This is a genomic window from Streptomyces sp. BR123, from assembly GCF_013401435.1.
In the GTDB taxonomy this organism is placed as follows: domain Bacteria; phylum Actinomycetota; class Actinomycetes; order Streptomycetales; family Streptomycetaceae; genus Streptomyces.
The window spans coordinates 1-21,375 of the sequence record NZ_JACBGN010000111.1 but is presented as its reverse complement, the minus strand read 5'-3'; the positions used below and the strand labels follow the sequence as shown (position 1 = coordinate 21,375).

The following is a 21,375-nucleotide window of genomic DNA, read 5'->3' as shown; positions in this document are numbered from 1 at the left end:
GGCCGGGGCCGGTTAGGGCAGGCGGGGTTTCGGGCTGTCAGGTACGCACTTCGAGCAGTGGGACGAGCTGCTCGGCCGCGGTCATGGAACCGTGCATCCCGGCGAGCCCGGACTCGTTGGGCTCGTTCACGGACGCGGTGATCGCGACATCGGCGTGCGCGGCCGCGACCACGTCGCCGATCCGTCCGAGGACGCGCTCGTCGCACTCCCCCGGCGGCCCGAACCAGCCCAGTGCCAGGGCCTCTTCGCGGCTCGCGATCCAGAACCGGTCACCGAGCACCTCGCGCCACACCGTCAGCACGTCGGCCTCGGCGCCGGGCACGGCGTACACGTGCCGGGCACGGCCCTCGCCGCCGAGCAGGGCCACGCCCGCGCCCAGCTCCCAGTCCTCGTCGAAGTCGATGCGGGAGTCCTCGTCGAAGGGGACGTCCACCATGCCGTGGTCCGCGGTCACGTACAGCGCGGTGCGCGGCGGCAACTGCTCGGCGAGCCGCTGCACGAGCCGGTCGACGTACATCAGCTGGCCGCGCCAGGCGTCGGAGTCCACGCCGTGCCGGTGGCCGGCTCCGTCGAGCTCGCTGAAGTACGTGTAGACCAGCGAGCGGTCCCCCGCGGCGAGGCGCTCGGCCGCCAGGTCCATGCGCTCCTCGCCGGTCATCCGGCCGACGAAGGTGCCGCCGCTCAGCGCGATCTTGGTGAGCGGGGTGGTCTGGAAGGCGGGCGAGGACACCTGCGCAGTGGCCACCCCGGCCGCGTCGGCCAGCCGGAAGACGGTCGGGTACGGCTGCCAGGGCTCCGGCGGGGTCCACGGGTGCCAGCGGAGCTGGTTCATCAGCCCGCCGGTGGCCGGGTTGCGGACCGCGTAGCCGGGCAGGCCGTGGCGGGCCGGGGGGAGGCCGGTGCCGACGGAGGCCAGCGAGGTGGCGGTGGTCGCCGGGAAGCCCGCGGTGATCGGGCGGCCGGTGCCGCCGCGCGAGGTGCCCAGCAGGCTGGTCAGGTACGGGGCCTCGTCCGGATGGGCCTTTATCTGCTCCCAGCCCATGCCGTCGACCAGGAACACGCAGTTGCGGTCGGCCGGCGTCAGCTCGGTGATGGCGGCGGTGAAGCCGGGGACCCCCAGGCCGGCCACGAGGGTCGGCAGCAGGTCGGCGAGCGAGCCGGTGCCGTACTGCGGGACGGGGGCGCCTGCCAGGTCCAGCAGCTCGGGCTCGTCCCAGTTCGCGGGTGCGGAGTGGGACATCAGCGGGCGGAGGAGGCAGTCGCCGCGGTCGCCTCCGACAGCGCCTGGGCGAACAGGAGGGTCTGGCGGACCGCCTCGGGGCCGTCGCCGGCCTCGCTGACGCGCAGGCTGAGGTCGTCGGCGGTGGAGTTGCCGGTGTAGCCGTGGTCGGAGTCGCAGTTGGGGTCGCCGCAGGCGGCGGGCTCCAGGTCGATGCGGGAGACCGCGCCCCAGCCGATGGTCAGGACGACCTCGCGGGGCAGGGTGCCCGGGGTGTAGGACTCGGGGTTGGCGACGACGCGGCTGAGCACCACCGAGGAGATCCCGGACAGCTTCACCGACTCGGTGGAGGTGGTCGCGTACGGGGACGGGGACCCGGAGTCGGCGGCCTGCTCGTCGGTGTGGCTCACGATGAAGCGGTTGCCGGTCAGGACCAGCACGGTCACGTGTCGGCGCACCTCGTTGGAGTCGAACGTCGTCTCCTGGTGGACCAGGTACGACGAGATCGGCTCGCCGCCCACAGCGGCCTCCACGGCCTCTGCCACGAGGGCCGGGTAGTAGCCGCTGCGCTCGATCGCCGCGCGCAGCCCCTGGGTCGTCGTACCGGATTTCGCCATGGGGTCCATCCTAAGGCCCGCAGGGGGCGCCCCGGCCGCCCCCGGACGCCCTCAGTAGCTGGGGAGTGTCCGGGGCCCGAGATCGGTGCGGGCCGGGGGACGGGCGATGCGGACCACGGCGCTCAGCACCGAGAGGCCCTCGGTGGCGACGACGACGGGCTCCAGGGTGACGCCCACCACTTCCGGGTGGTCGTCCACGAGCCGGGAGAGGCGCAGGAGGAGTTCCTCCAGGGCCGGGGTGTCGACGGGATCGCTGCCGCGCCAGCCGAAGAGGAGCGGTGCGGTCCGGATGGACCGGATCAGTCCGGCGACGTCCCGGTCGGTGGCAGGCACGATCCGGTGGGCGGTGTCGCCGAGCAGCTCGGAGGCGACGCCGGCGAGCCCGAACGACAGGACGGCGCCGGCGGCCGGGTCGATGACGGACCGCACGACGGTGTCCACGCCCCGCGGGACCATGGCCTGGACCACGGGCAGCAGCTCGGCGGGCGAGCCGAGCAGGCCGGTCAGCTCGCCGTACGCGCGGCGCAGCGCGGCCTCGCCCGCCAGGTCGAGGCGTACGCCGCCCAGGTCGGCCCGGTGGCGCAGGTGCGGGGCGGTGGTCTTGAGCGCGACCGGGTAGCCGAGGGCCTCGGCGGCCTTGACCGCGGCGTCGGCGGTGGGCGCGGGCAGGGTCGGCAGCACCCGGATCCCGTACCGGGCGAGCAGCGCGGCGGCGTCGGCCTCGGAGAGGGTGAGCACGCCGTCACCGCCGCCGACCTCGGCCAGCAGCCCCCTGATCTGGACGGCGGCCCCACCCTCGTCGATGTCCTCGTACTCGGGGACGTGACCGGACTCGGCGTCGACCCGCCGCCACTGCCCGTAGCGGACGGCCTCGGCGACGGCCCGCACGGCGCGCTCGGCGGCCGGGTAGGCGGGGATGTGCACGTCGGCGCGGGAGAGGGACTCCACCAACTCCGCCAGCTCCACGTGGACGACCGCCACGGGCTTGCCGGGGTGCGCGGCGACGGCGTCGCGCAGCGCGTCGGCCAGGTCGTCGGCGCTCGCCCCCCCGTTCACCCACGGGATCGCCGTGACGACCACCGCGTCGTGGGACTCGGCGGCCAGGGCGGCGGCCAGGGCGCGGCCGAAGTCCGCCGCGGACGCCGCCGTGGTCAGGTCGAGCGGGGCACCGGGCCGCAGCCCCTGGGCCAGGCAGGCGTCGTACGTGAGGAAGCCGAGGGACTCCGAGTTGCCGAGGATCGCCACCCGCGGCCCGGCCGGCACCGGCTGCGAGGAGAGCAGCAGCCCCACGTCCACCAGCTCGGTCACCGTGTCGACCCGGATCACGCCGGCCTGCCGCAGCAGCGCGGAGACGGTGGCCTCCGGCAGCCTGGTCCCCGGGACCACGTGGCCGGCCGGGGTGTGGCGGCCTCCCTTGGCGACGACGACCGGCTTGACCGCTGCGGTGCGGCGCGCGAGCCGGGTGAACTTCCGCGGGTTGCCGAGGGTTTCGAGGTACATCAGGGCCACGTCGGTGGCCTCGTCCTCGTACCAGTACTGGAGGATGTCGTTGCCGGAGACGTCCGCCCGGTTGCCCGCGGACACGAAGGACGACAGCCCCGCTCCGCGCCGCAGCAGCGCGGACAGCAGCGCCATGCCGATCGCGCCGGACTGCGTGAACAGCCCGATGCGGCCGGGGACGGGGGCCGGCACCGGCGCGAGCGAGGCGTTCAGGCCCACCTCCGGGGCGGTGTTGATCACGCCGAAGGCGTTCGGCCCGATCAGCCGCATCCCGTACGAGCGCGCCTGGCGGACCAGTTCGCGCTGTCGGTCGAGCCCGGCCGGGCCGCTCTCCCCGTAGCCGGCGGACAGGACGACGAGGCCCTGGACGCCGTGCTCGCCGCAGTCGGCCACCACCCGGGGGACGCGCTCGGCGGGGACGGCGACGACCGCGAGGTCGACCGGGGCGTCGATGTCGCGGAGGGAGCGGTAGGCCCGTACGCCCTCCAGCAGGTCCCCTTCGACGCCGGGGGCGCGGGCCTCGTTCACGGCGTAGAGGCGGCCGCGGAATCCGCTGTCACGCAGGTTCCGCAGGGCCGCCGCTCCGACGCCGGCGCCGGAGCGGCTGACTCCGATGACCGCGACGGAGCCGGGGGCCAGCAGGCGCTGCACGGAGCGGGCCTCGGCGCGCTGTTCGCGGGCGCGCTGGACGGCCAGGGACTCGGCGGTGGGTTCGAGGTCGAGGGTGAGGTGGACGGAGCCGTCCTCGAAGCTGCGCTTCTGCTGGTAGCCGGCGTCCGTGAACACCTTGATCATCTTGGTGTTGGCGGGCAGCACCTCCGCCGCGAACCGGCGGATGCCCCGCTCCCGGGCGACGGCCCCGATGTGCTCCAGCAGCGCGGAGGCGACGCCGCGGCCCTGGTGGGCGTCCTGGACGAGGAAGGCGACCTCGGCCTCGTCGGCGGGGGCGGAGGCGGGGCGGCCGTCGGGGCCGATGCGGTCGTAGCGGACGGTGCCGATGAACTCCCCGCCGACGGTGGCCGCGAGGCCGACGCGGTCCACGTAGTCGTGGTGCGTGAAGCGGCGCACGTCGCGGTCGGAGAGCCGGGGGTGGGGGGCGAAGAAGCGGTAGTACTTCGACTCGTCGGATACCTGGTCGTAGAAGTCGACCAGCCGCCCGGCGTCCTCGGTGGTGATGGGCCTGATGCGGGCGGTGCCGCCGTCCCTCAGGACGACGTCGGCTTCCCAGTGGGCCGGGTACGAGGGGTCCGACGCGGTGGTCATGCGGTGATCCTAAGCCCAGGGCGGGCGGGACAGCCCCTGCGCGGCGCGCAGGGCAACGCCGGGCGAACCGGTGCAAGCTGGGGTACGTCGAGCCGCGGGAGATCCGGTCGGAGGTCGATCGGAGATCCGGTCGGAGGTCGGCCGGAGGCCGGTCGGCGGTCGAGGGCAGGTCGGCCGGAGCACGCGGGGCGTCGTGAGAGACTGGTCTAGACAACCGTGAGAACCTGAAGGGCATCACCATGGCAGAGCGCCGCGTCAACGTCGGCTGGACCGAGGGCCTGCACGCCCGTCCCGCCTCGATCTTCGTCCGCGCGACGACCGCTTCCGGCGTCCCGGTGACCATCGCCAAGGCCGACGGGAACCCCGTCAACGCCGCCTCCATGCTGGCGGTGCTGGGCCTGGGCGCACAGGGCGGCGAGGAGATCGTCCTGGCGTCCGACGCCGAGGGCGCCGAGGTCGCACTGGACCGCCTCGCGAAGCTGGTCGCCGAGGGACTGGAGGAACTCCCCGAGACCGTCTGACCCTTCGGGTTCGCACCGCACGGACGGCGGGGCCGCGGCTTCCGGATGATTCCGGGGCCGCGGCTTCACTGTTTTACGCCCGGTCCTCACCACAGGATTTCCGGGGCCGCCCCGGGGGCCCGGAATTCACATCAGCCTGCCGGGAAAGGCTGGCGGAAATAACGGGCGGAAACAGCGGGCGGAAATAGCGGGCGCGGGCGCTAAATGCCCGGTCGCGGCGGCATCCCCATTCATACGCCGCTCCTGTTAATGGGAGCGGCTCATCGTGTTTACGGCAGGTTGCGAAGTCCTCACCCGCAGCCGGTAGGCCCCGGTCGTCCGGTCGGCGTGGACCGCCGTCAGCGCCTTCGCCCGCTCGGCGTCCCCGCGCGCCACCGCGTCCACGATGGCACCGTGCTCCGCCCAGCACTCCGCCGGCCGGGCCGGGGCCTGCACGGTGTACATCCAGGCGACCTTGTGCCGCATCTGGGTGAGCAGCGTGATCAGCCCGGGACTGGCGGAGGCCTGCGCCAGGGTCTCGTGGAACCAGCTCCCCAGCGCCCGCAGGTCCTCGCCCTGCCCCTGCCTGGCCCGCTCCTGGCCCAGTCTGACCAGCCCGCGCAGCACCTTGAGGTGGCCCTCGCTGCGCCGGCGTGCGGCCCGCGAGGCCGCCAGCGGTTCCAGCAGCATCCGCAGCTCCAGCAGGTCGGCCGCCTCCTGCTCGGTGGGCTCGGCGACGCAGGCGCCCGCGTGGCGGCGGGTGGTCACGAAGCCCTCGGACTCCAGCGTCCGCAGCGCCTCGCGGACCGGTACGCGCGAGACGCCGTAGCGGCGGGCCAGCACCTCCTCGGTCAGCCTGCCGCCCGGTTCGAACACCCCGGAGACGATGTCGTCGCGGATTGCAGTGCATACCGCGTGCGCGGGAATACGCAAGACGGGACCTCCGCTTGTTTCCGATTGCCGGCGACAATGCCGTGACCGTACTGGGATCGTACGGGGACTCTATTGCAACCCGCGGAATTTTCCGAGCCGGGACGGAAATCGGGGGGATTTACGGGCCACGACGCCGAAGGCCCCGGCTCGGTGAGCCGGGGCCTTCGGGCGAAGCGTGTGCCTGTGGTGGCGCGTGCGTGGCGCGCTTGGATCAGAGACTGACGCCGTGCGAACGCAGGTACGAGATCGGGTCGATGTCCGAGCCGTAGGAGGCGCCGGTGCGGGCCTCGAAGTGCAGGTGCGGGCCGCTGGAGTTGCCGGTGGAGCCCGACAGGCCGATCTGCTGGCCGGGGGTGACCTGCTGGCCGACGGAGACGCTCAGCGAGGACAGGTGGCCGTACTGCGTGTACGTGCCGTCGGCGTGCTTGATGACGACGTTGTTGCCGTACGCGCCGCCCCAGCCGGCCTCGACGACGGTGCCGAGGCCCACCGCGTGCACGGAGGTGCCGGACGCCGCGTGGAAGTCGATGCCGGTGTGGCTGCCGGAGGACCACATGCCGCCGCCCGCGCGGTACTGGGTGGAGACGTAGGAGTCCTCGAGCGGGGAGACGAAGGTGTTGAGGCGCTTGCGCTCCTCCTCGCGGGCGGCGCGCTCGGCGGCCTCGCGTTCGGCCTTCGCCTTCTCCTCGGCCTTCTGCTTGGCCTCGGCGGCCCGGGCCTTCGCGTCGGCCTCGGCCTTCTCCTTGGCGGCGACGGCCTCTGCGGCGGCGCTCTGCGCCTCGGCCTGGGCCTCGACGTCGGCGGCGACGTCCGCGGCGGTGACGACCGCGTTGAGCCCGGTGTCCTCCATGGAGGGGGCCTTGTCCGAAGCGGCGAACGCCGGGCCCGCGAGGGTGCCCACGACACCGGTGGTCGCGAGGGCGGCCACACCGGCGTAACCGGCGGTCTTGCGGCTCAGACGGCTGGAACCACGGTGCTTGCCGGCGGCACGGCTGCCAAAGGCCATGAGGAGGCTGATCCTTTCCTTCCTTCTCGCCTACCGGGTTAGCTGACGGGTTCGGAGCAGGAAGGTCTCCTACGGGCCCCTCTGGCGAGGCGGCCCGATTCACCCCAGGGACGTGTGGGTCCCCGGCTCCCCAGGCTCGCGCCTGACGGGGACTCGGCGATCGCTGTCCGGTGCCGCGGGTGCGGCGCGTACCAACTGACGAACAGCACGGCCGACGCTAGGCGGATCATTCGTCAATCACCAAACGGTCACGGACTTTTGTTGCGCACGCCACACCGCATAAGCCAGCCTTCCGGCCAAACAGACATAAGGGGCTTCGGCGGACAAGCCGCCGAAGCCCCTTGAATCACCCGTCAGTTGCCTGCGGGCGGAGGACGCCGTCAGTTGCCGACGACGGTGACCTCACCGATTCCGAGGGCCCGCACCGGCTCCTCGATCTGCGCGGCGTCACCCACCAGCACGGTGACCAGGCGGTCCACCGGGAAGGCCTTCACCACCGCCGTGGTCGCCTCCACCGTGCCCGTCGCGGCGAGCTGCGCGTACAACTGCGCCTGGTAGTCGTCCGGAAGCTGCTGCTCCACCTGGTCCGCCAGCGTGCCGGCGACGGCCGCGGCCGTCTCGAACTTCAGCGGGGCCACGCCCACCAGGTTCTGCACGGCGACGTCCCGTTCGGCATCGGTCAGGCCGCCCTCGGCGAGGGTGCGCAGCACCTTCCACAGGTCGTCCAGGGCCGGGCCCGTGTTGGGGGTGTCCACCGAGCCGCTGATGGCGAGCATCGAGGCGCCCCGGCCGTCGGCCGTGGAGCGCAGCACCTGGCCGAAGGCGCGCACGCCGTAGGTGTAGCCCTTCTCCTCGCGCAGCACCTTGTCCAGGCGCGAGGTGAGCGTGCCGCCCAGGCAGTACGTGCCGAGCACCTGCGCCGCCCACACCGTGTCGTGCCGGTCCGGCCCGATCCGGCCGATGAGCAGCTGCGTCTGCACCGCTCCGGGCCGGTCGACGATGACCACGCGGCCGGTGTCGTCGGCGGTGACCGGCGGCACCTCCACCGGCCGGCCGGCAGTGCCCGTCCAGGCGCCCAGGGTGTCCGCCAGCACGGCGTCCAGGTCGACGCCGGTCAGATCGCCGACGATCACGGCGGTCGCGCCGGCGGGGCGCACGTGGGCCTCGTAGAAGGCGCGTACGGCCGCGGAGTCGATCCGGGCCACCGTCTCCTCGGTGCCCTGGCGCGGGCGGGACATCCGCAGGTCGGCGGGGAAGAGCCGGCGGTAGAGCTCCTTGGCGGCGCGCCGCTGCGGGTTGGCCAGCTCGTGCGGGATCTCGTCGAGGCGGTTGCGGACCAGGCGGTCCACCTCGCTGTCGGCGAAGGCGGGCGCCCGCAGGGCCTCGGCGAGCAGGCCCACGGCCCTCGGCAGCCGGGAGACGGGGACCTCCAGGGAGACGCGCACGCCCGCATGGTCGGCGTGCGCGTCGAGGGTGGCTCCGCACCGCTCCAGCTCGGCGGCGAACTCCTCGGCGGTGTGCTTGTCGGTGCCCTCCGACAGGGCACGGGCCATGATCGTGGCCACGCCGTCCAGGCCGGCGGGCTCGGCGTCCAGCGGGGCGGTGAGGTTGATCTCGACGGCCACCACCTGCTGGCCCGGCCGGTGGCATCGCAGCACGGTCAGGCCGTTGGGCAGGGAGCCGCGCTCGGGGGCCGGGAAGGCCCACGGCCGGGGCTGCCCGGCCTGGGGGCGCGGGTGGAAGGTCATCGTGACGGCTGCGGTGTCGCTCACTGCTCCGCCCCCTCGTTCTCGTTCTCGGTCGCTTCGGCGTCTTCTGCGGCGTCTGCGCCCTCGGCGGCCTCGGCCGCGAGGGGCTCGTACACCAGCACCGCGCGGTTGTCGGGGCGCAGCCGGGCCGCGGCCACGGCCTGGACCTCCTCGGCGGTGACGTCGAGGAGCCGCCGGACGGCGGTCAGCGCCAGCTGCGGGTCACCGAACAGCACCGCGAAGCGGCACAGTTCGTCGGCGCGGCCCGCCACCGTGCCCAGGCGGTCCAGCCACTCGCGCTCCAGCTGGGCCTGCGCGCGCTCCATCTCCTCGGCGGTCGGGCCCTCGGCGGCGAACCGCGCGAGCTCGTCGTCCACGGCCGCCTCGATGGCGGGCACCTCGACCCCGCTGGAGGTCTTCACGTCCAGCCAGCCCAGGGAGGGCGCGCCGGCCAGGCGGAGCATGCCGAAGCCGGCCGCGACGGCCGTCTGGTCGCGGCGTACCAGGCGGTTGTGCAGGCGGGAGGACTCGCCGCCGCCCAGGATGGTCAGGGCCACGTCCGCGGCGTCGCACTCGCGCGTGCCGTCGTGCGGGAGCCGGTAGGCGGCCATCAGCGCGCGGGCGGGGACGTCCTCGACGATCTCCTCGCGGAGCTCGCCGCCCATGGTGTCCGGCAGCGTGCCGTCGCGCGGCGGCTGCTTGCCCTCGTGGCCGGGGATGGTGCCGAAGTACTTCTCGATCCACGCGAGCGTCTCGGCGGGGTCGATGTCGCCGACGACCGACAGCACCGCGTTGTTGGGCGCGTAGTACGTGCGGAAGAACGCGCGGGCGTCCTCCAGCGAGGCCGCGTCCAGGTCGGCCATCGAGCCGATCGGGGTGTGGTGGTACGGGTGGGGCTCGGGGTAGGCGAGCGCCGTGAGCCGCTCGAACGCCGTGCCGTAGGGGACGTTGTCGTAGCGCTGGCGGCGCTCGTTCTTGACGACGTCGCGCTGGTTCTCCATGGACTCGTCGTCCAGGGCGGCCAGCAGCGAGCCCATCCGGTCCGCCTCCAGCCACAGGGCGAGCTCCAGCTGGTGGGCCGGCATGGTCTCGAAGTAGTTGGTGCGCTCGAAGCTCGTCGTGCCGTTCAAGGACCCGCCCGCACCCTGGACCATCTCGAAGTGGCCGTTGCCGGGTACGCTCGCGGAGCCCTGGAACATCAGGTGCTCGAAGAGGTGAGCCAGACCTGTGCGTCCCTTGACTTCGTGCCGCGAGCCGACGTCGTACCAGAGGCAGACCGCGGCGACCGGGGTCAGGTGATCCTCGGACAGCACCACGCGCAGGCCGTTGGCCAGCCGGTGTTCCGTCGCTGTCAGGCCTCCGGAGCCGGCCTGGGCTGTGGCCGTGTGACCCATGGGCATGTGGTCCCTTCGATCGCGATGCAGAGAATTCCGTCAGACCTGCCACTGTATGCAAGCGCGCCGGGCACCGGAGAAGTTCCCGGCGCACGCCTGGGTCGGGGTCGGGCCTGTCGGTGCCTCGGGACACAATGGTCGCGACGACCCACGTCAGCCCCTGTCACCAGACCGGCCGATCCACCGGAACCACCCGGACCCGTCCGACCCAGCCAGACCCCCAGCACACCTTCTTTCTTGGTTAAGGAGCCGCGCAGCGATGGCCCGCCGCAGCACGAAGACCCCGCCGCCGGAGGAGTTCGAGGAGAACATCCTCGACATCGACGTCGTCGACGAGATGCAGGGCTCCTTCCTCGAGTACGCGTACTCGGTGATCTACTCCCGGGCCCTGCCCGACGCCCGGGACGGCATGAAGCCGGTGCACCGGCGCATCGTCTACCAGATGAGCGAGATGGGCCTGCGCCCCGACCGCGGCTACGTGAAGTGCGCCCGCGTCGTCGGCGAGGTCATGGGCAAGCTCCACCCGCACGGCGACGCGTCGATCTACGACGCCCTCGTGCGCATGGCCCAGCCCTTCTCCATGCGGCTCCCGCTGGTCGACGGCCACGGCAACTTCGGTTCGCTGGGCAACGACGACCCGCCGGCCGCCATGCGCTACACCGAATGCCGCATGGCCGACGCCACGTCGCTGATGACGGAGTCGATCGACGAGGACACCGTCGACTTCACCGCCAACTACGACGGCCAGGAGCGGGAGCCGGTCGCACTGCCCGCCGCATACCCGAACCTGCTGGTCAACGGCGCATCCGGGATCGCGGTCGGCATGGCGACCAACATGCCCCCGCACAACCTGGGCGAGGTCATCGCAGCCGCCCGCCACCTGATCCGCTACCCGCACGCGGACCTGGAGGCGCTGATGCGCTTCGTGCCGGGTCCGGACCTGCCCACCGGCGGCAAGATCGTCGGCCTGTCGGGGATCAAGGACGCCTACGAGAAGGGCCGCGGCACCTTCAGGATCCGCGCGACGGTGTCGGTGGAGAACGTCTCCGCGCGCCGCAAGGGCCTGGTCGTCACCGAACTGCCCTTCACGGTCGGCCCCGAGAAGGTCGTCGCGAAGATCAAGGACCTGGTCGGCTCGAAGAAGCTGCAGGGCATCGCCGATGTCAAGGACCTCACCGACCGCGCCCACGGCCTGCGCCTGGTCATCGAGATCAAGAACGGCTTCCACCCGGAAGCCGTCCTGGAGCAGCTCTACAAGCTGACGCCGATGGAGGAGTCCTTCGGCATCAACAACGTCGCCCTGGTCGACGGCCAGCCGCTGACGCTGGGCCTGAAGGAACTGCTGGAGGTCTACCTGGACCACCGCTTCGAGGTCGTGCGCCGGCGCAGCGAGTTCCGCCGCGGCAAGCGCCGCGACCGGCTCCACCTGGTCGAGGGCCTGCTGGTGGCCCTCCTCGACATCGACGAGGTCATCCGGATCATCCGGGACAGCGACAACTCGGCCCAGGCCAAGGAGCGGCTCGTGGAGCGCTTCTCCCTGAGCGAGGTCCAGACCCAGTACATCCTGGACACCCCGCTGCGCCGCCTGACCCGCTTCGACCGCATCGAGCTGGAGTCCGAGCGCGACCGCCTGACCGCCGAGATCGAGGAGCTGACCCGGATCCTGGAGTCCGACGCCGAGCTGCGCAAGCTGGTCTCCGGGGAACTGGCCGCGGTCGCGAAGAAGTTCGGCACCGAGCGGCGTACGGTCCTGCTGGAGTCGGCGGGCACCTCCGTCGCGGCGGTCCCGCTGGAGGTCGCGGACGACCCGTGCCGCGTCCTGCTGTCCTCGACGGGCCTGCTGGCGCGGACGGCCACCGGCGACCCGGTGGTGGCGGAGGAGGGCGCTGCCCGCTCCAAGCACGACCTGATCGTCTCGCAGGTGGCTGCCACGGCCCGCGGCGACATCGGGGCGGTCACCTCCCACGGGCGGCTGCTGAGGCTGTCGGTGATCGACCTGCCGCAGCTCCCCGACACGCACGCCGCGCCGAACCTGGCGGGCGGCGCCGCGCTGACCGAGTTCCTCTCCGGGCTCGCGCCCGACGAGAAGGTGGTCTGCCTGACCACCCTGGACGAGTCCGCGCAGGGCCTGGCGCTCGGCACCGAGCAGGGCGTGGTCAAGCGGGTCGTGCCCGACTACCCGGCCAACAAGGACGAGCTGGAGGTCATCACCCTCAAGGAAGGCGACCGCATCGTCGGCGCGGTCGAGCTGCGCACCGGTGAGGAGGACCTGGTCTTCATCACCGACGACGCCCAGCTGCTGCGCTACCAGGCGAGCCAGGTGCGCCCGCAGGGCCGCCCGGCCGGCGGCATGGCGGGCATCAAGCTCTCCGCCGGCGCCAAGGTGATCCACTTCTCGGCGGTGGACCCGGCGCGGGACGCCCTGGTGCTCACGGTGGCCGGCTCGCACGGCACGCTGGACGGGTCGGCCCGGTCCGGGAAGCTGACCCCGTTCGACCAGTTCCCGCGCAAGGGCCGCGCCACCGGCGGCGTCCGCTGCCAGCGGTTCCTGAAGGGCGAGGAGCTGCTGACCCTGGCATGGGCGGGGAACGCACCGGCCCGCGCCGCGGCCGCCAACGGGACTCCGGCCGAACTGCCGGCCGTGGACCCGCGTCGCGACGGCTCGGGAACCGTGCTGCCCGCGGAGATCGCGGTGCTGGCGGGAGCCGCGCTGTAGCCGTCGCCGTAGGGCAGGGTGCCGCCCGCCGACTAGTGTTTTCCCGGTACATGCCGGTGGGGGGAGAACACAGCTGATGAGCCGTCGGTCGAGCAGCGGACTGATCGGCGTCTGGGCCGAGGCCCAGCGCCAGCAGCAGCAGGCGTACGTGATCCAGCAGCGGGAGGCCGAACGCCGGCAGCGGGCCTACGAGCGGGAGGTGGCCCGGAGCCAGCGCGAGCAGCAGGCGGCCTACCGCCAGCATCGTGAGGCCGAGGCGCGGCGGCGAACGGAGCGCCTCGACGCCGAGGTCGCGGCCCTGCAGGGGCTGTTGGCCGCGGGCTGCCGGGCGCCGGCGTTCCGGATGGCCGCGCTGGTGAGGTCCGAGCAGCTCGAACCGTTCAACCCCGGCACACTGGCGCACCCGGTGCCGATGCCGCGCCTGGAGCAGTTCCAGCAGCAGAGCAGCGGCTGGACGTTCGGCTCGAACCGGCGGGCGCAGGCGGAGCGGGAGGCGCACGCCCGGTACACCCAGGCCTGGCAGGCGGCGCACGCCGCAGAGGCACAGCGGCAGCAGCATCTGGCCGCGTACCGGCAGCAGTACGACCGCTGGGCGGCGGAGCAGCTCGCCGGCATCCGCCGGCACAACAACGGCCTCACCGAGCTGGGCGGGGCGCTGCGCGCGGGCGAAGCGGAAGCGGTGGTGGAGTACTTCTCCGCCGCTCTGTACGCCTCGGCGGCCTGGCCCGAGGGTCTGCCGAGGCAGGTGTCGGCCGCCTACGATCCGGGGCCCGGGCAGTTGGTGCTCGACTGGGAGCTGCCGCGGTACGAGGTGGTGCCGGCGGCCAAGTCGGTGCGGTACATGCCGAGCACGGACCAGGACAAGGAGACGGCCCGCCCGGCCACGCAGCGGCGGGCGCTCTACCGGGACCTGCTGGCGCAGTGCGTGCTCCTGGTGGTGCGCGAGCTGTACGCGGCGGACGAGTTCGGCGTGCTGGACTCGGTCGTGGTGAACGGTTTCGTGGACGACCACGATCCGGTGACGGGGCGGGAGGCGCAGCTCGTTCTCGCCACGGTGTCGGCGGCGCGGTCCGCCTTCGAGGGCCTGCGGCTGGAGCAGGTGAGCGCGGTGGACTGCCTGGTCGACGGGTTGCGGGGGCAGCTGTCGGCCCGGCCCGACCAAATGGCCGTCGTACGCCCGGGCCGGCGCCCGGCCGAAGTCGGCGCCGTCGTCAGCCATGGCGGCCATGCGGGTGACGGCGGAGACGAGCCGGACCTCTTCGAGATGGACCCGATCGACTTCGAGAACCTGGTCGCGGAGCTGTTCCGGGCGATGGGCATGGAGGCGGTGACCACGCAGCGGTCGGGTGACGGCGGGGTGGACGTGGAGGCGCTGGACCCGGCGCCGATCCGAGGCGGGCGGATCGTGGTGCAGGTCAAGCGCTACCGGAACACGGTGCCTCCGACAGCCGTGCGCGATCTGTACGGCACGGTCCAGGACAAGGGGGCGAACAAGGGGGTGCTGGTCACCACCGCGTCCTTCGGGCCCGGGTCGTACACCTTTGCCAACGGCAAGCCGCTGGAATTGGTTCCCGGGACCGCCCTGGTGGAGCTGTTGCACCAGCACGGGCTGCGGGGCCGGCTCGGCCCGGCCGGCGGCGCCGCGGCCGGTGCGCCGGGCCGGAGGGCGGCCGGACGCGCGCCCGGGAACGCCGCCGCCGGTACCTCCGATGCCGCCGGTGCCGCCGCCCCGGACCACAATGTGCTGGGCATGTCCTGGGCCGGCTCGGTCGCGCTGGACGTGTGCGCGCTGGTCTGCCAGGGCGGGCGGGTGCTGAGCGAGGACCACCTCGTCTTCTTCAACAACCCGCGGACCCCGGACGGTTCCGTGCGGGCCCGCGCGGACGCGGCCCCCGACAAGGCCGCGCTGGAGGTCTCCTTCGACGCGCTGCCGCAGCCCGCGGACCGGCTGGTCCTGGTCGCCGCGGTCGACCCGGAGGCCGCTCCGCACGCCGACCTGGCCGGCTTCACCGATGCCCGGATCCGGCTGCTCGCCGCCGACGGCACCGAGCTCGGCACGCTGGACGTCTCCGATGGTCGCCCGGGCGAAACCGCCCTGGTCCTGGGCTCGTTCCGGCGGCGCGCCAACGGCGACTGGGACTTCGTGGCGGGAGGCAAGGGCTACCGCGGCGGTCTGGCGGACCTGCTGGGCGACCACGGCGTCGAGGTCGCCTGAGCGGGCTCCGCGGGGGCTCCCGCCGGGCGCGTACGCGCGGAGATCAGACCTCCGCGGGCTGCGAGGTCCCGAACCCGGGGTCGGGATCCGCGTCGCAGCCGGTCCCGTCCGGATTCCCGACGAGGTTCTCGAACCCTCCCCCAGCTGCCTCGGCTCCGTCGACGCGGCCGTCCCCGTCCTCGTCCTCGGTGCGCGGGGGCCTGGCGACGTACCGCAGGACGCCCCACATGGCCTCCGGGCCCGCGTCCTGCGGCGACGGCTCGCGGCAGGCCTCCAGCCCGCGCAGCAGGGCGGGGCCGTCGGTGCCGGACCCGATCAGGACGAGCCGGGTCAGCCGCGGTTCGCCGCGGCCCCAGGGGCCGGGGGCGAAGCGCAGGAACCGGCCGACGGCGTGGACCTCGTAGCGCTCCTCGTGGCCGGGGACGCCGAAGTAGACGAAGCCCTTGATCCGGTAGAGCCCGGCCGGGCGGCTGTCGAGGAAGTCGATGAACCGCCGCGGGCTCAGGGCCTGCTCGGACACGAACTCCGTGCTCGTGTACAGCGTGTGGGCGTGGCCGCAGTGGCCCGCGCACCCGCTGTGGTCCCAGCCGCCGGAGCCCCCGGCTCCGTCGGTGCCTCCGTGTCCGGTGTCCCGGGCCTCCGCGATGAGGTCCTCGAAGGAAAGCTGGCCCCGCGTCTCGGTCCACGGGCGGCGGTCGAAGAGCAGCTCGGGGTCGATGCGGCCGTGGTCGGCGGCGGCAACGGGGATGCCCGGGCACAGGGTGGCCAGTTCGGCCTCGATCCGGGCGCGCTCGGCCTCGTCGACGCGGTCGGTCTTGTTCAGCACCACCAGGTCCGCGGCGGCGAGGTGGCGGTCGGTCTCCGGATGGCGGGACCGGGTCGCGTCGAACTCGGCGGCGTCCACGACCTGCACCAGGCCGCCGTACCGGATCGCCGGGTTCTCGCTGGCCACCAGCATCCGGATCATCTCCTGGGGCTCGGCCAGCCCGCTCGCCTCGATGACGATCACGTCGATGCGGTGGACGGGTGCGGAGAGCTTCTCCAGGTACGCGTCGAGCTCGCTGCCGTCGACGGCGCAGCACAGGCAGCCGCCGCCGAGGGAGACCATCGAGTCGCCGACCTGGCCGGCCACCGACATCGCGTCGATCTCGATGGACCCGAAGTCGTTGACGACGACGCCGATGCGGGTGCCGCCGCGGTTGGCCAGGAGGTGGTTGAGCAGGGTCGTCTTGCCGGATCCCAGGAATCCGGCGAGGACGACGACGGGGATGGGCGTGACGGACAGATCGGGCTGGCTGCTGTTCACCAGGCCGATCGTACCCAGGCCGGAAGCGGAACCGGCCGGGGCGGCGGCGGCCCGACGTAGCGGGCGGCCGGACGGATGATTTTCGAGTCGGCGGCCTGTTCCAGGACGTTCGCGCTCCAGCCGACCACGCGGGCCGCGCAGAACGTGGGGGTGAACATCTCGCGCGGCAGCCCGCACAACTCCATCACCACGCCCGCGTAGAACTCGACGTTCGTGTGCAGCTCCCGGCCCGGCTTGAGCTCGGCCAGGATCGCCTCCACCTGCTGCTCGACCTCCACCGCGAAGTCCACGAGCGGCCCGCCGAACCGGAGGGCGATGCCGCGCAGCATCCGGGAGCGCGGGTCCTCGGTGCGGTACACCGGGTGGCCGAAGCCCATGATCCGGTCCCCGGCGAGCACCCGCTCGCGGATCCAGGAGTCGATGCGGTCGGCCGTGCCGATGGCGTCCAGGGTGTCCAGGGCCCGGCTGGGGGCCCCGCCGTGCAGCGGCCCGGAGAGTGCGCCGATCGCCCCGGTGAGGCACGCGGCGACGTCCGCGCCGGTGGAGGCGATGACGCGGGCGGTGAAGGTCGAGGCGTTGAAGCCGTGGTCGACGGTGGAGATCAGGTACTGCTCGACCGCCCGGACCCTGACGGGGTCCGGTTCCCGGCCGCTGAGCATGTACAGGTAGTTCGCGGCGTAGGGGAGGTCGTCGCGCGGCTCCACCGGTTCCAGCCCCTGCCCGAGCCGGTGCAGGGCCGTGAGCAGGGTCGGTACGGCGGCGCAGGCGGCCAATGCGTCGGCGGCCCGCCGCTGGGGGTCGAGGTCGTACACGGGCCGGAATCCCGCGGAGGCGCCCAGCAGGGAAAGCGCGGTCCGCAGTCCGGCGAGCGGGCCGGAGAGCGCGGTGGCCCGGGCGAGCGCGGGCAGTGCGTCGCGCACCTCGGCGGGGAGCCGGCGCAGCGGGACGGTCTCGGCGGCGAAGGCGGCCTGCTCGGCGGCGTCCGCCGGCAGGGTGCCGCGGAACATCAGGTGCCACACGTCTTCGAAGCTGCGGCGCTCCGCGAGCTCGACGGCGGAGTACTGGCGGTAGTGGTAGAAGCCCTCGCGGCCTCGGACGTCGCCGAGTCCGGTTTCGGTGACCACGACGCCCGCGAGTCCGCGGGGCACATCGACTGTCGTATCCATGGATCGACCATCCATGATGGATCGAATCCTTGTCAACGTTGATCGAATCAATATGTATAGGGTGACTGTCATGGACGATCAGGCGCACGGCGGACGACGGCTCACCACCCGGCAGGCGGCGGAGCTGCTCGGGGTGAAGCCGGCGACCGTGTACGCGTACGTCAGCCGGGGCCAGCTCACCAGCCGCCGCGACGCCGTGGGCCGCGGCAGCACCTTCGACGCGGCCGAGGTGGAGGCCCTGGCCCGGCGCAGTCGGCGCGAGGCCGCGGCACCTGCGGGCGGGGAGCTCTCGGTACGGACCTCGCTCACGCTCATCGAACCCGACCGGTACTGGTTCCGCGGCGTGGACGCCGTGGAACTCGCCTCGCGGTACTGCTACGAGGAGGTCGCGGAGTGGCTCTGGACGGGGTCCCTGCCGCGCGGGGCCCGCTTCACGGCTCCCGGCGGGCAGCTCGCGGCCGCCCGGCACGCCGTGGCCGCCCTGCCCGAACACGCCGGGCCGATCGACCGCCTGCGGGTGGCCACCGCCGCGGCCGCGGTGGCGGATCCGCTGCGCTTCGACCTGTCCGCGGAAGCCGTGCTCGGCTCCGCCCGCTGCCTGATCCCGACCCTGGTCGGGGCCCTGCCGGTGGCCGGACGGGCAACAGGAGCCGCGGCCGGGCAGCCGGACGGGGAGCGGACCGGGACGGCGGACGGCGGGCTGCTGGCGGAGCGGCTGTGGCCCCGGCTGACCGCCCGGGATCCGGAAGCGGCTGCCCTGGACGCCCTCGACCTGGCCCTCGCCCTGCTCATCGACCACGACCTGGCCGCCTCCACCCTGGCCGTACGGGTCGCCGCCTCGGCGCGGGCCCACCCGTACGCGGCGGTCTCCGCGGGGCTGGGCGTCCTCGAAGGGCCACTGCACGGCGCGGCCGGGCGGCTCGCCCACCGAACGCTGGCAGAGGTCCTGGACCGGGGCGCGGCCGCACCCGTCGTCGTCGACCACCTCCGCGCCGGGCGGCGGGTCCCCGGGCTCGGACACCGGCTGTACGAGGGCGAGGACCCCCGGGCCACGGCCCTGTTCGCCCGGCTGGAGGGCGTGCCGGCGGCACGGCCGGCGCTTGCGGCCGCGCGGGAGCTGGTCGCCACGACGGCCGCGCGGCAGGACGGGCTGCACGCCAATGTGGACCTGGCCCTGGCCGTGCTGACGGTGTCCTGCGGCATGCCGGCGGAGGCCGGGGAGACCGTCTTCGCCGTGGCCCGGACCGCGGGCTGGATGGCGCACGCCCTGGAGGAGTACGAGGAACGGCCGCTGCGCATGCGGCCGAGCGGGCAGTACCGGGGCCCGCGCCCGCCGCAGCCGATGCCCTGACAGGGCCGGATCCCTGCTCCGGCCAGGGGGCGGCAGGGTGGGCTGGGCCACAGCCGGCGCCCGCGGCAGGCGGAGCCATTCCACTTGTGCCGAAGCCGACCTACGGTTGCTGGTCATGCGGTTCCCCTCCATGAGCGCTCGGCGCATCGGGCTGCCCAGACGGGCCGTCTCGCAGATCCTGCTCACCCAGCTGGCCATCGCCGCCGGTGTCGCCGTGCTGGCCACGGGGCTTTTCCTGGCCCCGCTCGGCGCACAGCTCGACGACCAGGCCATGCGCCGCGCCCTGGCCATCGCCCAGAGCGCCGCCGCCGACCCGGCCCTGGCCGCCGGCCTGCTGGACTCCGGGCCGACCGCGGACGGCCCGGTACAGGCCGGGGCCGAGCGGATCCGCCGGGCCACCGGCGCCGAGTACGTGGTCGTCATGGACCTCGACGGGATCCGCCGCTCACACCCCTCCCCCGACCGGATCGGCCTGCACGTCTCCACCGACCCGAGCGACGCCCTCGCCGGCCGCGAGGTCATGGAGATAGACGACGGGACCCTGGGCCGCACCGCCCGCGGCAAGGTCCCGCTCGTCGCCGCCGACGGCGAGATCGTCGGCGCCGTCTCCGTCGGCATCTCCTACGACAGCGTCCGAGACCGGCTGCTCGGCGCCATCCCCGGCCTGCTGGCGTATGCGGGCGGCGCCCTGGCAGCGGGCGCCCTCGCCGCCTACCTGCTGTCCCGCCGGATCCAGCGCCAGACGCACGACCTGGCCTTCTCCGATATCGCCGGGCTGCTCGCCGAACGCGAGGCCATGCTGCACTCCATCCGCGAAGGAGTGATCGCCCTCGATCGCGCCGGCCGGATCCGGCTGGTCAACGACGAGGCCGCCCGCCTGCTGGGCCTCACGCCGGACAGCGCCGGCACGCTCGCCGGCAGCCCGCTCGCCGAGGTGCTCGGCGAGGGCCGCACCGCCGACGTCCTCACCGGCCGCGTCACCGGCCGGGACCTGCTCACCGTCCAGGGCTCCCGCGTCCTCGTCGCCAACCGGATGCCCACCGAGGACGGCGGAGCCGTGGCCACCCTGCGCGACCGCACCGAGCTGGAGCACCTGCGCCGCGAGCTCGACTCCACCCAGGGCCTGATCGATGCCCTCCGCGCACAGGACCACGAGCACGCCAACCGCCTCCACACCCTCCTCGGCCTGCTGGAACTCGGCCTGCAGGAGGAGGCGGTGGAATTCGTGGCCGAGGTCGTCGGCGGCCACCGCAGCACCGCCGAACAGGTCACCGAGAAGGTCCGAGACCCCTTGCTGGCCGCCCTCCTGGTGGGCAAGGCGACCGTTGCGGCCGAACGGGGCGTCCCCCTGCGCCTCGCCGACGCCACGTTCCTCCCGGACCGCCTCGTCGACCCCCGCGGCCTCGTCACCATCACCGGCAACCTCGTGGACAACGCCCTGGACGCGGCGGCCGGATCGGCCGCGCCCCTGGTGGAGGTCGAGCTGCGCTGCGAGGGCCGTACGGCGATCCTCCTCGTACGCGACAGCGGCCCCGGCGTCCCGGCCGCCCGCCGCGAGGAGATCTTCACCGAGGGCTGGTCGACCAAACAGCCCGCGGCCCACCGCGAACGCGGCCTGGGGCTGGCCCTGGTACGCCGCCTCGCGGAGCGGCAGGGCGGCACGGCCCGGGCCGGTGAAGCAGCGGACGGAGGGGCGGAGTTCTCCGTCGTACTCCCGGAGGCCCTGAGATGAGCGAGTCCCCGATCCACGTATTGGTCGTCGACGACGACATGCGTGTCACCCGTATCAACGCGGCGTACGTGGCGAAGGTTCCCGGCTTCCGCGTCGCGGCCCGGGTCCATTCGGCGGCCGAGGCGCTGCACTTCCTCGCCTCCCACCCGGTGGACCTGATCCTCCTGGACCACTACCTCCCGGACGGCAGCGGCCTGGACCTGGTCCGGCGGCTGCGCCAGCTCGGCCACCGCACCGACGTGATCATGGTCACGGCCGCGCGCGACCTGGCCACCGTGCAGGCCGCGATGCGCCTCGGTGCCCTTCAGTACCTGGTCAAGCCGTTCACCTTCACCGGTCTGCGGACCAGGCTGGAGGCGTACGGGACCCTGCGCCGCACCCTGGAGACCGGCGGCGAGGCCGAACAGCCCGAGGTGGACCGGCTCTTCGGCGCCCTGGCCACGGCAGGCTCCCCCAACGAGCTGCCCAAGGGGCACTCCCCCACGACCGCGGAACTGGTCCGCCGCGTCCTGCGCTCCGCCGAAGGCCCCCTGTCGACGCAGCAGATCGCCGACCGAGCCGGCATCAGCCGCCAGACCGCCCAGCGCTACCTCAAGCTCCTGGACCGCACGGGCCGGGTCACCCTGGCCCTGCGCTACGGCGAGACCGGCCGCCCGGAACACCTCTATTCCTGGCTGCCGGCCGACGGGACGTAGCCCCGCCCGCCGAC

The 21,375-nt window shown here is 73.5% G+C and carries 15 protein-coding genes and 1 riboswitch; of the genes, 6 read left to right on the top strand and 9 right to left on the bottom strand.

Translation table 11 applies throughout. From position 1 onward, the window contains the following. Positions 1-37: 37 nt before the first annotated feature. Genes HYE82_RS18620 through HYE82_RS18610 form a run of 3 tightly spaced genes read right to left on the bottom strand, consistent with a single transcriptional unit; the run spans position 38 to position 4,599 of the window. Entirely contained in the window at positions 38-1,240 is a 1,203-nt protein-coding gene (locus HYE82_RS18620; RefSeq protein WP_179175223.1) for an alkaline phosphatase family protein, read from the bottom strand. Further along, a complete protein-coding gene (locus HYE82_RS18615) occupies positions 1,240-1,836 on the bottom strand; it encodes a DUF5998 family protein (RefSeq protein WP_179175222.1) in 597 nt (198 codons plus the stop codon). The genes HYE82_RS18620 and HYE82_RS18615 overlap by 1 nt, the downstream gene beginning before the upstream one ends. A gap of 51 nt (positions 1,837-1,887) precedes the next feature. Next, a complete protein-coding gene (locus HYE82_RS18610; RefSeq protein ID WP_179175221.1) occupies positions 1,888-4,599 on the bottom strand; it encodes a bifunctional GNAT family N-acetyltransferase/acetate--CoA ligase family protein in 2,712 nt (903 codons plus the stop codon). Between the two features lie 239 nt (positions 4,600-4,838). On the opposite strand from HYE82_RS18610, the gene HYE82_RS18605 reads away from it, so the two are divergent. Then, positions 4,839-5,120 carry an HPr family phosphocarrier protein gene (locus HYE82_RS18605; RefSeq protein ID WP_179175220.1) on the top strand — a complete coding sequence of 94 codons (282 nt, stop codon included), beginning with the start codon at positions 4,839-4,841 and terminating at the stop codon, positions 5,118-5,120. 246 nt (positions 5,121-5,366) lie between these two features. Here HYE82_RS18605 and HYE82_RS18600 read toward each other — a convergent pair whose 3' ends face one another. The 4 genes from HYE82_RS18600 to HYE82_RS18585 all read right to left on the bottom strand — a co-directional run bounded on the left by HYE82_RS18600 (position 5,367) and on the right by HYE82_RS18585 (position 10,180). Continuing rightward, positions 5,367-6,032 carry a GntR family transcriptional regulator gene (locus HYE82_RS18600; RefSeq protein ID WP_179175219.1) on the bottom strand — a complete coding sequence of 222 codons (666 nt, stop codon included), beginning with the start codon at positions 6,030-6,032 and terminating at the stop codon, positions 5,367-5,369. Positions 6,033-6,243: 211 nt separating this feature from the next. Continuing rightward, positions 6,244-7,038 carry a M23 family metallopeptidase gene (locus HYE82_RS18595; protein WP_179175218.1) on the bottom strand — a complete coding sequence of 265 codons (795 nt, stop codon included), beginning with the start codon at positions 7,036-7,038 and terminating at the stop codon, positions 6,244-6,246. 13 nt (positions 7,039-7,051) lie between these two features. Continuing rightward, positions 7,052-7,207, bottom strand: a riboswitch (cyclic di-AMP (ydaO/yuaA leader). 211 nt (positions 7,208-7,418) lie between these two features. Continuing rightward, positions 7,419-8,786 carry a pitrilysin family protein gene (locus HYE82_RS18590; RefSeq protein ID WP_179175225.1) on the bottom strand — a complete coding sequence of 456 codons (1,368 nt, stop codon included), beginning with the start codon at positions 8,784-8,786 and terminating at the stop codon, positions 7,419-7,421. Between the two features lie 20 nt (positions 8,787-8,806). Then, complete coding sequence (locus HYE82_RS18585; protein ID WP_179175217.1) at positions 8,807-10,180, bottom strand: pitrilysin family protein; 1,374 nt, start codon at positions 10,178-10,180, stop codon at positions 8,807-8,809. A gap of 259 nt (positions 10,181-10,439) precedes the next feature. On the opposite strand from HYE82_RS18585, the gene HYE82_RS18580 reads away from it, so the two are divergent. Together HYE82_RS18580 and HYE82_RS18575 are read left to right on the top strand one after the other, a co-directional pair. Further along, the gene (locus HYE82_RS18580) at positions 10,440-12,896 is read left to right on the top strand and encodes a DNA topoisomerase (ATP-hydrolyzing) subunit A (protein ID WP_179175216.1); all 2,457 of its coding nucleotides are present in this window, start codon (positions 10,440-10,442) and stop codon (positions 12,894-12,896) included. A gap of 76 nt (positions 12,897-12,972) precedes the next feature. Next, positions 12,973-15,111, top strand: coding sequence for a restriction endonuclease (locus tag HYE82_RS18575; RefSeq protein WP_179175215.1), 2,139 nt, complete (start codon positions 12,973-12,975; stop codon positions 15,109-15,111). Between the two features lie 43 nt (positions 15,112-15,154). Here the strand turns inward: HYE82_RS18575 and HYE82_RS18570 are convergent, their stop codons facing one another. Together HYE82_RS18570 and HYE82_RS18565 are read right to left on the bottom strand one after the other, a co-directional pair. Further along, positions 15,155-16,417, bottom strand: a complete 1,263-nt coding sequence (locus tag HYE82_RS18570; protein WP_309144368.1) for a GTP-binding protein — start codon at positions 16,415-16,417, stop codon at positions 15,155-15,157. Further along, positions 16,414-17,583: a citrate synthase/methylcitrate synthase gene (locus HYE82_RS18565; RefSeq protein WP_256987395.1), complete on the bottom strand. Its 1,170-nt coding sequence runs from the start codon at positions 17,581-17,583 to the stop codon at positions 16,414-16,416. The genes HYE82_RS18570 and HYE82_RS18565 overlap by 4 nt, the downstream gene beginning before the upstream one ends. A 70-nt stretch (positions 17,584-17,653) precedes the next feature. Here HYE82_RS18565 and HYE82_RS18560 point away from each other — a divergent pair, with 70 nt between their 5' ends. From HYE82_RS18560 to HYE82_RS18550, 3 genes are all read left to right on the top strand, one after another. Next, positions 17,654-18,934 carry a citrate synthase gene (locus HYE82_RS18560; RefSeq protein ID WP_179175213.1) on the top strand — a complete coding sequence of 427 codons (1,281 nt, stop codon included), beginning with the start codon at positions 17,654-17,656 and terminating at the stop codon, positions 18,932-18,934. A 115-nt stretch (positions 18,935-19,049) separates the two neighbouring features. Next, entirely contained in the window at positions 19,050-20,666 is a 1,617-nt protein-coding gene (locus HYE82_RS18555) for a sensor histidine kinase (protein ID WP_179175212.1), read from the top strand. After that, entirely contained in the window at positions 20,663-21,361 is a 699-nt protein-coding gene (locus tag HYE82_RS18550; RefSeq protein WP_179175211.1) for a response regulator, read from the top strand. Before HYE82_RS18555 ends, HYE82_RS18550 begins: the two co-directional genes overlap by 4 nt. Positions 21,362-21,375: the final 14 nt, after the last annotated feature.